The organism is Ktedonobacter racemifer DSM 44963 (genome assembly GCF_000178855.1).
GTDB classification, from domain to species: Bacteria; Chloroflexota; Ktedonobacteria; order Ktedonobacterales; family Ktedonobacteraceae; genus Ktedonobacter; species Ktedonobacter racemifer.
Genome location: NZ_ADVG01000002.1, coordinates 2787139 through 2803342, shown reverse-complemented (window position 1 = coordinate 2803342; position 16204 = coordinate 2787139). Strand labels below are relative to the sequence as shown.

The following is a 16204-nucleotide window of genomic DNA, read 5'->3' as shown; positions in this document are numbered from 1 at the left end:
GCTGTAAGAAGGTGTGCAGAATGACACCAGTTAGGGAGCGGCGCGAGCCAGCCTGGCCACCATCAGTTTACTCATCGCGAGAGAGATCAATGCCTCGCTACTCGAATAGGTGCCCTCATAATCGCGGGAGAGCCGACGGTTCTGGGTGATCCAGGCATTGGTGCGTTCCACTACCCATCGGTGGGGAAGGAGGTGGAAACCTGGGGGAATGATCGCATTCCAGTCGACTTCCTCCCCTTCTTTCACCCAGACGGCGCGAATGCCGGTCCAGGGATGATTCACCACCTCCACACGTACCCCCAGGTGCTCTTTGACCCACTGCTCTCGCGTGGTGGCCTGCATACCCGCTATCGACCCAGATCAGCTGGAGACGAGGCAGCGCTCCTTTCAGAGGCAGAAGCAGAACCTTGCCTCCTTCCCGCTCATCGATGTGAGCGTTCAGCACTTTCACCGCGATCACCAGCCCCTGGGTGTCAACCAGCACAAACCGTTTTCTGCCGTGGATTTTTTTTCCCGCCATCAAACCCGCGCTCATCACCGCGCACCGAACTCGTTTTGATCGATTGACTATCGAGAATGGCGGCACTCGGTTCAGGATCGCGCCCAAGGCTTACGCGCAGATCACGTCGCAGGGCTGCATTCACGTGTTCCCAGACGCCTGCCTGTTTCCACAGGCGGAAAGAGAGATACACCGTGCTCCAATGCGGCAAATCATGGGGCATCATGCGCCAGGCACACGCACTCCGCAGCACATACAAGATGCCATTGAGGATTTCCCGCCGCGCAATTTCCTGCGGACGTCCGCCTGGCTTCTCTCCTGGAATCAACGGCTCCAGAATCTCCCATTCTTCGTCTGTTACATCTGATGGATACGGCATCCGCAGAGAGTGAGTACTTTCCCATCATCCCGCTCCTTTCGATAGCTTTGCTCGGCTTTTTTCTCTCCTTTCTCTTTTCTATCGGCTAGTTTTCGGCTTTCTGCACACCTTCTAAGTAGCAACAAGTGAGAGCAAAATCACTCAACACTCATCATAAAAGTTAGACAAGAATAGACAAAAATAACCCACTCTCGAGCTTAAAAGGCTCATGAGCGACACTCTAAGCCAAGCCAAAAAGCAGCAATGAGAGGTTCAACTCTCCCCCATCTCCACCACTTCAGCCGCATGTGAAGACAATTCACAGGCGGCTTTCTTCTCTATGTAAGCTACCAGGCCAATCCCTGGAGCGAAAACCTTTTCATAGAGGCAATTGATTGTATATCAAGAACGAAGAGAAAAGTAACCCCTGCTTCAAAATGAAGCGCCGGTTACAAGATCCATGAAAATAGCAAAACAATCAGGCAATAATATCAAGAAGCTGTATTTTATGATCAGAATGACTTGTGAAAATTTGACAGAAGGGGAAAACAGCAGCTCTCAAACGCTAAAATGCATGCAAAACGGGCAAATAAACACAACAACAAAAGAGGCTTGAGATCAGTTCTCAAGCCTCTTTATAGTGGGCGATTAGGGATTCGAACCCCAGACCTACTGCGTGTAAAGCAGCCGCTCTAACCAGCTGAGCTAATCGCCCGTGTATTCCGCTTGTTGGCGAAAAATCAGGCACCCAGATATTTACTCAATATTTGGATGCCCTACGAATGCCCTCGAGTGGACTCGAACCACCACGCCCTTTCGAGCACAGGCCCTCAACCTGCTGCGTATACCATTCCGCCACGAGGGCTAATTGCTAACGGATTACGTGTGCCATAATACACCTAAGCGCGATTTTTGTCAACAGTTTTTCTGGCCTTTTTTTATAGGTTTCCCAAAATTCCGCTCTATCCGCTCGCTCGCCTCTTCGGACCGTGTAGGCGTGCTTTTAAGGCAGCTAAAATCCTTCTTGCTGACCACTCCCTACTGAGATCAGGCTAGGATCTGATTGCCTCTGTGAGGGGCCGTCGCTTGAACTATTCAGGGCCTCGGTGTTGCGATAACGAGAGAGCAATCCCCCGCCTGGACGCAGACCTGTCAATGGAACGTATTCGTCGGTGTTGCGCTCGCGGGGAGCTGCGCTCTTCGCCGAGAGTCCAAAGAGGGGTGCAATAGGTATGCTCTGTCCCTGAGAGGCCACGAACTGAGACGCATCTCGCTCCAGTTCCTCCGTCGAGGGTGAGAGCGAGACCATCTGGAAGGCGCCTGCCTCCCGCACAAAGGACGGCGCCGCAAACACCTCGGCTGGCAATGGCGTCTGTGGAACGGTTGCCAGAGGAGGCGCGACGGCGAACGCGGCTTGTTGGACTTCGATCTCCGGTATGCTCACGCTAGAATTGCGCCTACGCAGCATCACGCCCAGGGCGAATACGGCCACTGAGAGCAATAGGCAGACCGCGACAATGGTATTACGTAAAGCCACTGGAAGACCATCAGCCTGCAGCTGAGTGTTCTTTCTACCGGGAACCTCAGTGCCTGGAACAATATGCCTGGCATCCTGGGAGAAGCTTTGAGCCGGGAAGAAGCCTGTCGGGCCCTCATTAAAGGGACGGCTCTCACGCGTGGGAGTGGACGTGACAGGTGGTGGTGGCGGCGCCGTCTGTGCCTGGTAACGTGTCATGGAGTTGACGACTTTGGCGGCCCAGGTGCCCGCGCCAGAGGTACCCACATAGGGACCACTGATGGCATAAACGGTTGTCAGACCACGCCCCAGCACGTAATTATTTTTGATGATGGTGAACCAATCGATAATAGCGGCACTATAAGAAGGATAGGACTTGAAGCTGCCACAACCAGGACCGGAGATGCTGCCGGGATTCAGGCAGTTAATGCCCACGCCGGCCATTCCATAGCTGGTCTCGGCTGAGAAAACACCGAGCGCGAAGGCGTCATCAATATTCGTCAGGCGCGATTCGTTTTCAATCAATTGGCCTGTGCCAACCATACGGCTACCATTTTGGGCAAAGACCTGGTCGATATAGGCGGCAGGTAGCGAGGGTGGACCAATAACATTGGCGCCAGCCGCGCGCGTGGCCGTGCCCTGCTGAATCTGCCAGAGCAGGGTCACCGTGCCTCCCATAACGATCAACAGCACGCTACAAAGGAGCACAGCATACGAACGCTTTCGCCTGCGCGAGACTTCTGGTATACTTCGTGATGTATTTCGATTTGTCACCATTTATCAATACCTACCTGCGCTTATAACTTTTGCCTTTTTTCAGATACTTACACGTATTCGCTCGTTATATATAGTGAACCGTAAAAGAGCAAGATTTCAGATACCAACCTTTGTAGCCAGCAAATAGGCGCTCGTTCAATTGTACCACGAGATAGTCCAGGCGCACGGCTAGAACGGTGTTTTCTAGGTAGTATGTCCCAGTAGGGTATGCTATACTAAAGTCGCGCATTTGAGCAATCGCCTGGTGTTCGGGTTTAGCAAAGACCACACCATCGCGCTCGGCCTCTAGGAGAAGACGCTAGCTAAGACGGAGGGGTTCGCCATCAACCAGCGTAGCGGCCAGTGGAATCCACAAACAGGACGCCTGGGAAGTAAGACGCTACTTCACAAGCGCTTTCTTATTCAACGCACCATCGGGCAGGGGGGTATGGGAGCTGTCTACCAGGCACGCGACCTCAAACGCCAGGCAGTTTGTGCCATCAAAGAGATGAGCCTCTCGACAGTTCCCTATGAAGAGCAAGAACAGGCCATTGAGAATTTCAAGATCGAGGCGAAAATTCTCTGGCGGCTGGATCACCCCAACTTGCCCAAGTTCACTGGCTTCTTCTCCGAGAATAATCGCCATTTCCTGGTGATGGAGTATATCGACGGCATGACATTAGAGGACCTGCTCCATCGCAATGGAGGCCCCTTCTCGGAACGGCGAGTCCTGGGTTGGGCGCGCCAGCTCTGCGACGTACTCTCCTACCTGCATAGCCAGGATCCACCCATCATTTTTCGCGATATGAAGCCCGGCAACGCCATGCTCACACGCGATGGGCGCATCAAACTGATTGACTTTGGGATCGCGCGCTTCTTTCGCCAGGCACGGCACCAGGATACCCAGCAGCTAGGCACTCCTGGCTTCGCGCCTCCAGAGCAGTATGGCGAGGCCCAGACCGATGAGCGCTCCGATATCTACTCCCTGGCGATGACGCTCTTTGAACTTCTCACCAATACACTTTCAGAGAAGGGCTTTGGCCTCAAGAATATTCGCCAGTCTCATCCCTACATCTCGCCAGCGGTGGCGCGCGCGCTGGAGATCGCGACCGCAATCGATCCCGACAACCGCTACAATACCGTCGAGGAGTTCCGTAGTGCCTTACTTGGCGAACATACCTTCAGTTTTGAGAGTAGTGAACAGGCGACAAATCCACTAGAACTGGCAGAGTTGTGCGCGCTCTACCCCGACGAGGCTGCTGACTACCTGGCCAATGGTGAGATTGAGTCCTGGCTACGCGAGATTGGCGAGAACGACCTGGCACGGGCAGCGCGGTATATTCGTGTCACCGTGCTCGATCCCCTGGAGTCGGTTGAGCAATTTATCCGCAAAATTCCTGGTGCACAGGTCTCTCTTTTTCCCTCGTCAGAACCAGGTGAGGCTCCACCACGCAATGGACATAGCCGAGGCAGCCGGGGCAGCCAGAGTGGCAAACACCTGGCTGCAACGACGGCAGCCGGTTCAATTCCGAAGAGACATAGCAGCAAACAGAGCGCGAAACCCGCAACCAGGTCCATCCTAGGTGGGCGCCACAAGGAGATGCAGTGGCTACGCTGGAGCACACCTGGCATTGAAGTGAAGCCCATTCGGCTCGATTTTGGGGAGGTGCTAGATGACCTCTCAGAACCACTCCCGCTCATCATTAGCAGCACATCAAGCAAGCCCGTTCAGGGCGCACTCCTGGCCAGTGATCCCTGGATTGTTCTTGACCGCGATGACTTTTCGGGCGAGACCACCTACGTCAATGTTCAGATTCAGAGCCATCTGCTCTATGACGGACACAATAGTGGAATAATCACACTTCTTCCCACTGGCAAGCAAGGAACAGCCAGGGAGCGCGCCATCGAGGTCGTTATCGAGGCCGATAAGCAAGAATTCGCTCCGCGCTATACCCAGCATCATGGTGGCAAAACGATTGGCGCCGACCTGAATGACGAGGATGATGAATATCTTGATGAGCTGGACGACACCTATAACTGGAAGCAGGCAACCGGCGCGCAACCAGGGATCACGGGGAAGCACAGAACGCCCATGCGCGCGAAGGCAGCAGACTTATCCGCGCAACAGGGCCAGGTACAATCCCAGGCTCAAGACGTAACCGCGATGCCCGACACACATATGGATGCAGAGGCCGCGGATATCGAAAAGTATGGCGACCCTGGTCTAAGCGACTACCAGGGTTGGGAGATTGTGAGTACAACTCAGCGCGAGCAAACAATTCTTAAACATATCTTTACCTGGTGTGGAGCCTGGGCTATAGGCGGCCTGGGCTATACGCTTCTGCGATCACTGCTGGCAAACTGGCATATTGAGCCACTCGCGCCCAGCCCCTGGTTTGTGTTCGTACTCGCAATGCTTATTCCCACCACAAGCATTGGCGCCTTGAGTAGCAACTGGCAATGGACGTGGCGCCTCCAGGATATTCTCAACCGCCTCTGTACGGGCATGAGCGCAACTCTGCTGGCGTTGGCTGTCCTCAAACTCTTCTGGCAACTGCTAGCGCAGATAACTCCAGGCTCAGTACAAATGATTTTTATGCTAGCCACTGCCGCTATCGCGGCCATCGTCGGCATTGATAAGCGCATGAGCAATATGGTTATCGAATGGATGACCTGGGCTTTAACCTCGGTGCGGCAACTAGTCATTGGCTTACTCATCGCGATTGGTGGGATGCTTGGCTTCCTGCTAACAATCGAGTATGACCTGGGCTGGTTCACGATTGCAGGCATGCTGGTTGGCATGCTGGTTGCATCAAGCCTGCTCTGGCGGGTACATTACATAGTGAAGACAAAGCAAATCCTTGAGGATGCGTAGTGGAAGAGTAGGCCGCAAACATGGAGTATTCCCAAACTGCAATATTACCCCGACTACCAGTTATAGTAGGGCCAACTGCCTCCGGTAAGAGCTCGTTGGGCATTCAGCTTGCGCAGCGCTTCGCGGGCGAGATCATCTCAGCAGATTCACGCCAGGTCTATCGTGGTATGGATATAGGAACAGCCAAGGTCACACCTGAGGAGCGGGCTATGATCCCTCATCACCTGCTTGATGTCGTCGATCCAGGCGAGACCTATACCGTCTCCCAATACCAACAGGCAGCCATCACCGTCATCAACGATATTCTGATGCGTGGCAAGCAGCCCTTCCTGGTTGGAGGATCGCCTCACTATATCCAAACGATTGTCGATAACTTCGATATTCCAGCGGTCGCCCCCCAGCCCGAGCTACGCGCACAGCTAGAGGAGCAGCCTCTGGAAGCTCTCCTTGCCCAATTGGAACAGCTTGATCCCCAGAGCTACGCCACTATTGACCGGCGCAATCCCCGGCGTATCATCCGAGCGCTGGAGGTCTGCCTGGTTACGGGCAAGCCCTTTTCGGACCAGCGCGGGCAAGCACGACCACTCTACCATTGCCTGCTCCTGGCCATTGACTGGCCACGCGAGATCCTCTACCAGCGCATTGATGCGCGGGTCGATGAACGCATGGCGGAAGGCATGGTACAGGAGGTAGAGAGCTTGCTTCAACAAGGCGTCAGCCATGAACGCCTGGAGGCCCTGGGACTGGAATACCGCTTTATTAGCCGCTGGCTGCGTGGCGAGATCAGCAGTAAAGAAGAGATGGTGCAACGCCTCAAATATGCGATCCACGACTTTACCCGGCGTCAGCTCACCTGGTTCAGGCGCGATAAACGCATTCTCTGGCTGGCGGGTGGTACCGCGATGGAGCAACAGGCTCAGGAGATGGTCAAGGTTTTTCTGTCAGGAAAATAGGGAGATAATCATAGACATGAAGGAGCCGGGTAGCCTGTAGGCTGCCCGGCTCCTTCATGTCTATGATTGTTATTTCTTTGGAGGGCGGACGGCTGCGACGACCTGTGTGGCCCCCAGCAGATCCTCATCTTCCAGTCCAGAGGTCAGGTCGGAAGACGCCTGGATATCTTCGCTGACGGCAACAGCTACCAGACTTGGAACCACAGGAAGGTTGCTCTCGACCACCAGGCCATTATTCATGTACAGATGGTATGGGAACATGGCAGGATCGAAGGCGCTGCTATGCGAGATCAACACAATCTGCTCAAAGTGCGTGCTAAGTACCTCGCTCGTGATCACATCGACCAGGGCCTGAGCACGTGTATGGTCAAAGGAGCTTAGTGGCTCATCCAGAAACACGAATCCGGGTACAGCCAGCTCGTCCTGCGGGAGGGCCGCGATAGAGAAGGCCAGGCGCAATGCCAACGAGAGCTGATCCGCGGTACCGCCCGAAAGCGCCGACCTGGGGATATATTCACCTGCGGCGGCCTCCCATACATTGACGCGCACAGGCCCACCGCTAATGGTGCCTTCCTCGTCATCCGTTGTCAGGTGGACATCGTGATAGCGCCCGCTGGTGAGCAAGGGCAGGATCTGCTGCATATAGTGTTGCGTACGTGGAACAACTTTCTGCAACACACGCTGATAGAGCTCATTGATCATGCGCTGACCATGATATTTTATCTGGTACGAACGCTCCTGCTGCTCGGCCTGCTGGCGCGTCTCGTCCAGGTCGAGGGAGAGGCGACCAGTTTGCAGCTTTTCGCTCAACTCAAGCTCCTGACGCTCTAGATCTTGCAGTTCCTGCGCGAAGGTATCACGCTTCTCTTCAAGCTCTGGACGTTCCTCAGCCTTATAATCGGCGAGGAGCGGCCAGATAGCCACGATATCCTCAAGAGCCAGCGAGCCGGGTTCAGGGCGTTTCAACTGCTCCAGGAGGGCATGTATACGCTCCTGAATATTGAGAATTTCCTGCTTACACAGCGCAATCTTGGCTTTGGCCGCGCCTTCACGCCCATCCAATCTCTCCTTATCGCGGGCCAGCGTCTGCTCGTTGGTCTCCTTGAGCTCTTCAGCACAGCGCACTCGCAGGGCGGAGAGCGCCTCCGCGAAGGGATTGGGTGGTACAATCCAGCTTCCCAGGGTATTACTATACTTGGCAAGCTGCTTGTAGTGTTCAGCCAGGAGATCTTGTAGCTCGCGAAGCTGCTTCGTATACTTGTTCAGGCGTTCCTGGAGAGTATACTTGTTGCCCAGAGAGATATGAAGCTCTTCGAGCTTCTTGCGCGCCGCCAGCTCAGCGTTGCTGACGGGGGACTGGCCGAAGGTGATGCCCAGGGCACTAACGCGCTGGCGCAGCGAATTGTTCAGGGATTGCAGGGCCTGCTTCAGGGCGAATTGTTGCTCCCGTGTGCGCTCCAACTGCTGGGCCGGAGAGTTTGCCATAAACTGCGCGTTGCGCGCACTGATCGTCCGCTGGCGCTCAAGCAAGACATCCAGGGCCTCCTGGTGGATTTTCACCTGGGCTGCCAGGTTGGTGACCATATCCAGCTTACCATCCAGGGAGGCCATTTCACGCTCTGTATCCTTGATATTGCCTTCGACCAGGGACTCCAACTCAGGCACACCTGTGTTGGCGAGATCCTCGGGCGTCGAGAGGCCAATAAACGGAGTCACCGTTCCCGGTTCAGCGCCCTGGAGACGCTCATTGACGCTGGGAAGGGGCAAGCCCTCCTGACCAGCTAGCAGCGTGATCTCCTGGTGCATAAGCTGAACCGCCGAGAGCTCTTTCAGGATGCGTTCCTCAAGGTGATCCCAGTCGGCCTTACGACGCTGCTCCTCGAGGAGGGCGCGCTCCTGGCGCAACTTATTGACGGCCTCGCCCGCCAGGTTGGCACGGTTGCGCGCACCGTTGGCCTCTTCGCGGCGACCCTGGGCGCGTTTCTGGATATCGGCCAGGCTCTCGCCCTCATCACGAATCTGGTGCAGCATATGATGCGCATCTTCGAGCGAGATAGGAATGGTACCACCCAGCGTTTGAATCTCGCGCTCCACCTGAGCCAAAGATTCAGGGCTACCACCCATACGGATGGCTGTTTCACGCGCAGCAACCATCATGCCCACTTTGCTGATGGCATCCTGCATCTGCCGATCAGCCTCCGTGGCCTCTTCATGCGCTTGCGATTGTTTCTGCCAGCCCCAGACAAAGGCTCCAACTAAAAGGAGCGCAATTACACCAGAGATCGCACCCACCAGCACATTGCCCTGGCTAAAAATCGCCCAGAGTGCGAAGCCCAGAGCCACGATAAAAGCTCCACCGCTGCCGAGCAACAGAAGTCGGTAGCGGGTAACGGAGCTACGCGCTTCCATCGCCAGGTGGTTTAGTTTCTCCTGATGGCGATAAGCCTCATGAACATGCTTCTCTGCCTGGGCCAGGCCCTGAGAAAGCCCCTTGAGGCGCTGCCACTCTTCCAGGTGACGACGCATGCTCAGCATACGCCAGCGCTTCTCCAGCTCTTCCGCCTGCTGCTGTAACTGGTGGGCCTCGGCCTCGATATTGTCTAGCTCGCGCTGGGCATCACGCAGTGAGCGTGAGAACTGCTCAATCTGAAGCGCATTCTGCGCCGCGTACTTCTTCTCTTCCAGGGACCGCAGATATTTCTGCTCCAGGCGATGCAGCTCAGCCAGGCGCGAAGCAAGGGTATGGAGACGTTCCAGGCGTGCTTCCAGGCGTGGACGATTGATGCGCCGACGATCCTCAAGATCCTGCAAGGATTGCTGAGCTTGCAGCAAGCGCTCGCGGGCGTTCCCGACCTGGACCTCAATACCTTTGAGGTCCTCGCGCACCGTTTCATGCTCCTTCTGCTGTTGCTCCTGTTCCTTGATGATATCGACAACACTCAAAAGGTCATTGGACATACGCTGTAAGGTACCAAAAGAGCGCAGCAACTCACTCAACTCGCTCACGCGCTTCTCCAGCGCGGGCAGTTCCTCCTGCTCACGGCGCTCCAGTTCGGTTAGCTGGCGCTCCAGCTCTGGAATCTCATGCCGGGCCTCGGCAATGCCATCATAGGCCGAGATGATTTCCGCCAGCGTCGTATCAGCACGGCGCAACTGTTGCACACGATGCTGACGCATTTTGTGCTCACCGCGCTGCTTCTGGATATCTTTAAGCGCGGTCTCCTCCTCGACAATTTCGGTCTCCTGGGTCTGGATCTCGTCCAGACTCTCATGGATCGTGACAGCATCCAGAGCCAGTTCTACCTCGCCAAGCTGTTTGCTCACCTCGGGGATACGCGCCTGCATCTCAGCAAGCTGTAGGCGTTCGCGACTGACCTGGAGTGCCTGCTCATCTTCCGGAAGAACTTTGAAGCGCTCGCCGAGGGTGGCCAGTTGTTCCAGGCCAAGTAGGTGGCGAACCGTCTCTTCGCGCTCGGCCCCACTCAAATCCTCAAGGCGAGTCAGGCCCTTCTGCTCCACCAGGCAGGAGTTACGTAGCGTCTCACCATTGATCTGGCTCAGTTCCGCAACAATGCGGGCATTGGCCTCGCTTAAATCAGTGATCTCATCGCCCTGCGTCACTCCGCTCTGGTTTACCAGCAGGCGAACCTGTTGTCCCTGGCCGCGCTCCAGGATGCGCGTCATGCTCACATCGGTCGTACCAATGGAGAAGGAGAGCGAGACAGTCGCACGCGGTGAGCCATAGGAAATTAAATCATCGAGGGCGCGCTTCTTTTTGCGGTCAGAGGCTATCGGCTCGCCATAGAGGGCAAAGTAAATACTTTCGAGTAGCGCCGACTTGCCTGATTCATTAGGTCCCTGAATCAGGATACTACCTCGCTGAGGGAAATGAATATTTACCTCGCGCAAGAGGCGGAACCGCTCGACCGTTAAATGCTTCAAGATAATCATGGATACAACTCCGTTCGCCAAGCCCTTACCAGATCATCGACGAGACGCACCTGGTAGACCCCGGACACCATCTACCTTTTTACCTCATCCATCGCTTGCAATAATTCATGCTTCGTATATTGTAGTGCTTTTTTCTCTTGCTCAGCAGATGCCGCGGCAATCCATTCGTCGGCCAGGGTCACCAGCTCTGTACGCAGTGAAAAGCGCGCCCCTTCTTCAACAGGAGAGGTCTCTTGCTCAGGCAAAACGGTAAGAGAGCTATCATCGATTGCCAGGGCGAAACAATGCTCCTCGCCCGTGCGCCGGATCTGATTCAGGTCCAAATCGTGAAACTGATGGCGCGAGAGCTGGCCCTCCAGGCGGACCTGCAACATGGTATCGTCACCATACAGGGGGCGCAGGCGTTCAAGGATCAAAGTGGTGGGAGAAACAGCCTGGTTTTCGTCTCCATTCTGTTCCAGCCATAGTTCATTCGTATGCAAGACCAGACGCTTGAACTGAAGTGCCTCGAGCGAGGGAATATGGTTACACCAACGAATCCCATCGGCAGCAATGCCCATAAAGACAAAGCCGGGCGTCTGCTCAGGGCTGGTAAAGTCCACATGCTGTGTAGCACCAGCCACCACCAGCTCAGAATGAGCCATACGCATACGTGTATGTCCGTGGTGATAGCCTGCGAGAATATATTTAAACATGGATAGGTTCGCGATACTCTCACGGCTCACGCTGGCACGCACATCCAGGAGCGAGGAGTTCACGCCCAGGCCCTCTACTGGTGCATGCAAAAGTAAGATCGGTATGTCTGCTGCCTCAATATCGGGACGCACATAGATATTCGCCAGAGGATCACCACTCTGGTCAGCTAACGCGCCGATACCTGCAATACCAACGCGCACACCATGCACATCAATGAGTTCTGATTCCAGCCGTTCTCCAGCTTTGAGGGCGGGCGGAATATAATGCAGGGCTCCCAGGCGCGCAAAGCTGCTCTGAGGGGCGGGCGTGGACCCAGTCAATGGAGTATCATGCGTTCCCCCCAGCGCAAAAGTGCGTATGCCTGCCTGTTTAAGTTGGGCGAGACGCTCAGCCACAAAGCTGCGATCTTGCTCATCAGGGCTCGGTGTATCGAAGAGGTCGCCCGCCTGAATAAACAGGTCGACTCCCTGCACGATAGCAAAATCCGTCGCCTGCTGGAAGGCCTGGCGCAGCCGCAGCTGGCGCTCTTCACGCCTACGAGGCTGCTGTCCAAAGGCGGAATAGCCCAGGTGGTTATCAGCGGTCAAAACCAGGGTCACGATATCGCTTTGCTTCTTTTCTAACACGTTTGACTCGTGCGTCTTCTTTTGCTGTTGTGTAGATTTCTCCGCCATTTTTCGTCACTTCCAGATGCTATGCATGAAGGGCTTTATCCACTAATAAAGAAACACGGTATGAGTATTCTTTTCTCAGAGTATCAAGCTGAGTCTATCACAAAAAAGTGCGATACCAAGCGAAATAGGAGGGAAACAGGGACTAATTGGGGAATAGCATTGTCTACGTTCTCCCTCTAGAAAAGGCTAAAGAAAAGAACGCGCCAGCGCATGCAAGGGGCATTATGCTAGCCAAAAGTACCTTTTTTGCAGGTGTACATAGACACCACTCAAAGCTACGTATTAAGATGTGACATATTCATACATGTAACGATTGGTTGAATAGAAACGAGAAGAGCGGTCGGAACAAGGTCTACCTTGCGCCTTCTATGCAGCAGGTAGTCATTACTTCCTGGGGATACAGGTCGTATATCAAAGCCTATCTTTTTACTCGTTTTCTCTCGTTTTCTATGGACTACCTCTCGAAAACCTGAGCGCACGGCAGTGGCGCCGCGTCCCTGCTTGTCCCCCGAAGGGGGGAATGGGGATTGGTTTTCGTATAAGTAGGTGATGGTGATCTTCGCGGTTACCAGGCAGAGGGTACATTTTCACCTGTAGGTGGGAGAGCAACGTGGTGGACGCTAAACAGATAACAAAAGATCAAGAGACGAGAAAAGTACTTCTTTCATTTGCTCAAAGCATTCAAGAGCGTGATATCGTGACCTATGAGCACTCCAGGCGCGTAGCAACATATGCCTCGCGCCTGGCTCGTCACCTGGGGTGGAGTAGGCGCGAGGCGCGCGACCTGGCCCTTGCGGCCCTGGTACATGATTTGGGTAAAACCTGGATCGCCAATGATATCCTCAATAAATCAGCGGCCCTATCAGAGGAAGAGCGTCGCAAGATGGAGCGCCATCCTCTCATTGGCGCACGCATTCTTATTGGTTGCGATATCCATCCCTTCTATGTAGAGGCGGTCCTGCATCATCACGAAGCCTGGGATGGGCATGGCTATCCCGTGGGACTTAAAGGGGAAGAGATACCTCTGAGTGCGCGTATCCTGACGGTCGCGGACGTCTATGATGTCTTAACCTCTCAGCGCCCCTACAAGGCGCCGCTCTCAAACGACGCCGCGCGCGAACGGCTCCTGCAAGCCTCTGGAGCAAGCTTTGACCCTATGATCATCCGCGCTTTTCTCCACCTGCTAGACAATACTTCAGGTTTTCCAGTGCGCCAGAACCTGTGCGGAATGCCGCAAACGGAGGATCTGGAGCTCATGCTCTCGCCACAAACCTTTTTAACGGGGGCTTGATTTCTAGGATAGAAGGATAAGGTTTGAGCCTGGACGTTGTTCGGGTTCAAACTTGTCTTTAGGAGCTTAAAGCCCCATGTATGAGACCCCATTTCTTGATGAGACGATTATAGGTACCATCCTTCCGCAATGTATCTAGCACGACCTGTATCAAATGTCCCAGGTTTACGCTCTCTTTGCGTACAGCGATTCCCTCCATTGTGACGTTGAGAATGGGGCCTGCCTGCTGCACGAGGTTAGCATATTTCATAGCATAAAAATCAACCTGCGGCAGATCCTGAAATGTAGCCTCTACACGCTTTTGAGTCAGGGCATCAATGAATGTATCGGGCGGAGAGATATATGTAAGCCTGATCGATGCCTGCCCAGCTTCAACGCAACTGGCGCTGGTCAATTCAAGATCGCTCTGCTCAAGAGAATTCTGGACAACGCCCACGCTTCTGCCACACAAATCATTAAGTGTAGCAATCTGCAAAGGATTGCCTCGTGGCACCAAAAGGGCCTCTCCTCCCTTAAAGTAAGGAACAAAATTCACCCTTGCCTGGAGGGTATCAGAGAGAGGTATCGCGGCGATAGCCACATCCACCTCTCCCTGCGTAACCGCATCAGGCAGTGTTTTGTACCCCATGTTTGTAATAGAGACCTTCACCCCCAGGCGATGCGCAATTTCAGTAATCAGATCGATATCGAAGCCCATTGGACGCTGAGATGCCGGGTCAAGAAAGGCCTGTGGCGGATACTGCAAATAGCTGCCCACCGTTAACACCCCTGTTTGAATCAGGTCTGGAGAGGCCTGTGGTCGTGGCGAGCTCAGGTGGGAAGGTGGCTTTCCATTATTGGGTGCGGGGAGAGCGACGCCGCTACACGCGCTTATAGAGAGCACGATCACCAGGCAGCTCCACATACAGAGCCACAAAAGCCAGCCTTGATTGAAGCGGGAGCGGTATACCAATCATCATCTCCTCTTAAAAAACCCAGAATATCTCCACAAGAAGGTGTACTAAATACACATAATAACACTACGTTTAAAAAAGCATCGTGTATCACACTTATTTGCGCGACAAATCGTCTCAGCGATGCACAGCAAGCAAAAGTTTACAAAATTTTATGTTCTTTACATTCTCAACAAACACAGAAAGCTTGTATGCATACTCATCCGTAAAGACAGACGCAACGATAAATTCTCGACTTCTGCACATTTTCCTCCCACTTATCCACAAAAATTGTGGATAAGTGTATAATTATCTGAATAACCTCCTTTTGGAAGAACACAAACGTTTCTCTATTGTCCACATTCTACCTTTATAGATCGAACTTCTCAGCAACGGCCACGCTTTATCGCATATTTCTGGCAAAAAATAAGAGTTATTCACATTTTTTGTGGATAAGCCAGAACAATCACAACCTGCTTTGTACTAAATGTGGGGAATACTCCTAAAAAAATAGGCACTTATCCACAAGTTATCCACAGGTTATCCACCACTTTGCGCATTTTCCATACAATACGATATAGCGTTAGACTTATCCACAATGATTGTGGATAAGTTATCCACACTATCCACCCAAGCAGGCTATGATTATGGATTTTTCCACAACACCACAACAAAGTTATCCACAGGTTATCCACATCTTCACAGCATTTTCACACAATACGATATAGCGTTAGACTTATCCACATTTTGTGTGGATAAGTTATCCACAAGTTATCCACAAGACACAGAACCTGGAATTTTTTTCAAAGTTATCCACAACGATTGTGGATAAGTTATCCACAAGTTATCCACCGTTCACAGCATTTTCACGCAATACGATATAACGTTAGACTTATCCACATTTTGTGTGGATAACTTATCCACACTATCCACACAAGCAGGCTGTAATTGTGGATTTTTCCGCAGAAGAATGAACAAAGATGAAAGAGTTATCCACAAGGCGAGCGGCGTTTTTGAGTTATCCACAATCGTTGTGGATAACTTATCCACAAAGCGAGCGGCGTTTTTGAGTTATCCACAATCGTTGTGGATAACTTATCCACAAGGCGAGCAGTGTTTTTGAGTTATCCACAATCGTTGTGGATAACTTATCCACAAATCCACAAGTCCATCCATTGAAATATGTGCATCTAAGACTTATCCACAATCAGTGTGGATAAGTTATCCACAAGTTATCCACAAGACACAGAATCTGGAATTTTTTTCAAAGTTATCCACAATCAGTGTGGATAAGTTATCCACAAGTTATCCACCGTTCATAGCATCTTCACACAATACGATATAGCGTTAGACTTATCCACATTTTGTGTGGATAACTTATCCACACTATCCACACAAGCAAGCTGTAATTGTGGATTTTTTCACAGCTTAATTTTATGCATTCCTAATTATTGATATATTTACATGAAAGAAATGTCAGAAATAGGACTTATCCACATTTTATGTGGATAACTTATCCACATATCCACAATTCGGTGGATAACTTTCGGAGTTTATCCACAAATGGTGTGGATAACTTATCCACAATCCTCCAGCACCCTCTTTAGAAGTGAGTTTTATCCACAAGGTTATCCACAGGTTATCCACCTTTTTTTGGCCTTTTTGCCACATTGTGGATAACTTTTCCACATAGTTTGGAGCCG

The 16204-nt window shown here is 52.8% G+C and carries 7 protein-coding genes, 2 tRNA genes and 1 pseudogene; 3 read left to right on the top strand and 7 right to left on the bottom strand.

The genetic code is table 11. The features are described 5' to 3' along the window. Nucleotides 1-30: 30 nt before the first annotated feature. The 4 genes and pseudogenes from KRAC_RS69275 to KRAC_RS28445 all read right to left on the bottom strand — a co-directional run bounded on the left by KRAC_RS69275 (nucleotide 31) and on the right by KRAC_RS28445 (nucleotide 3150). Nucleotides 31-878: pseudogene (locus KRAC_RS69275) on the bottom strand (IS5 family transposase). A 620-nt stretch (nucleotides 879-1498) separates the two neighbouring features. Next, nucleotides 1499-1572, bottom strand: a tRNA-Val gene (locus KRAC_RS28455). Nucleotides 1573-1640: 68 nt separating this feature from the next. Further along, nucleotides 1641-1722, bottom strand: a tRNA-Leu gene (locus KRAC_RS28450). A gap of 147 nt (nucleotides 1723-1869) precedes the next feature. Further along, a complete protein-coding gene (locus KRAC_RS28445; RefSeq protein WP_007913266.1) occupies nucleotides 1870-3150 on the bottom strand; it encodes a glucosaminidase domain-containing protein in 1281 nt (426 codons plus the stop codon). A gap of 322 nt (nucleotides 3151-3472) precedes the next feature. On the opposite strand from KRAC_RS28445, the gene KRAC_RS62670 reads away from it, so the two are divergent. Continuing rightward, the gene (locus tag KRAC_RS62670) at nucleotides 3473-6004 is read left to right on the top strand and encodes a serine/threonine protein kinase (protein ID WP_007913257.1); all 2532 of its coding nucleotides are present in this window, start codon (nucleotides 3473-3475) and stop codon (nucleotides 6002-6004) included. Between the two features lie 20 nt (nucleotides 6005-6024). Then, on the top strand, nucleotides 6025-6957 hold the full coding sequence (miaA, locus tag KRAC_RS28435) for a tRNA (adenosine(37)-N6)-dimethylallyltransferase MiaA (protein ID WP_007913247.1): 933 nt from the start codon (nucleotides 6025-6027) through the stop codon (nucleotides 6955-6957). 69 nt (nucleotides 6958-7026) lie between these two features. Here the strand turns inward: miaA and KRAC_RS28430 are convergent, their stop codons facing one another. Both KRAC_RS28430 and KRAC_RS28425 read right to left on the bottom strand, forming a co-directional pair. Beyond that, nucleotides 7027-10908, bottom strand: a complete 3882-nt coding sequence (locus KRAC_RS28430) for an AAA family ATPase (protein WP_007913246.1) — start codon at nucleotides 10906-10908, stop codon at nucleotides 7027-7029. 71 nt (nucleotides 10909-10979) lie between these two features. After that, on the bottom strand, nucleotides 10980-12278 hold the full coding sequence (locus tag KRAC_RS28425; protein ID WP_007913245.1) for a metallophosphoesterase family protein: 1299 nt from the start codon (nucleotides 12276-12278) through the stop codon (nucleotides 10980-10982). 610 nt (nucleotides 12279-12888) lie between these two features. Between KRAC_RS28425 and KRAC_RS28420 the strand changes: the two genes are divergently transcribed. Beyond that, nucleotides 12889-13569: an HD-GYP domain-containing protein gene (locus tag KRAC_RS28420; protein WP_007913244.1), complete on the top strand. Its 681-nt coding sequence runs from the start codon at nucleotides 12889-12891 to the stop codon at nucleotides 13567-13569. 58 nt (nucleotides 13570-13627) lie between these two features. Here the strand turns inward: KRAC_RS28420 and KRAC_RS28415 are convergent, their stop codons facing one another. Next, the gene (locus KRAC_RS28415) at nucleotides 13628-14521 is read right to left on the bottom strand and encodes a transporter substrate-binding domain-containing protein (RefSeq protein ID WP_007913243.1); all 894 of its coding nucleotides are present in this window, start codon (nucleotides 14519-14521) and stop codon (nucleotides 13628-13630) included. Nucleotides 14522-16204: the final 1683 nt, after the last annotated feature.

Excerpts from the sequence above, each read along its gene's own strand:
- KRAC_RS28430 (WP_007913246.1), bottom strand. The coding sequence starts at position 10,908 with ATGATTATCTTGAAGCATTTAACGGTCGAGCGGTTCCGCCTCTTGCGC.
- KRAC_RS28445 (WP_007913266.1), bottom strand. The coding sequence starts at position 3,150 with ATGGTGACAAATCGAAATACATCACGAAGTATACCAGAAGTCTCGCGC.
- KRAC_RS28425 (WP_007913245.1), bottom strand. The coding sequence starts at position 12,278 with ATGGCGGAGAAATCTACACAACAGCAAAAGAAGACGCACGAGTCAAAC.
- miaA (WP_007913247.1), top strand. The coding sequence starts at position 6,025 with ATGGAGTATTCCCAAACTGCAATATTACCCCGACTACCAGTTATAGTA.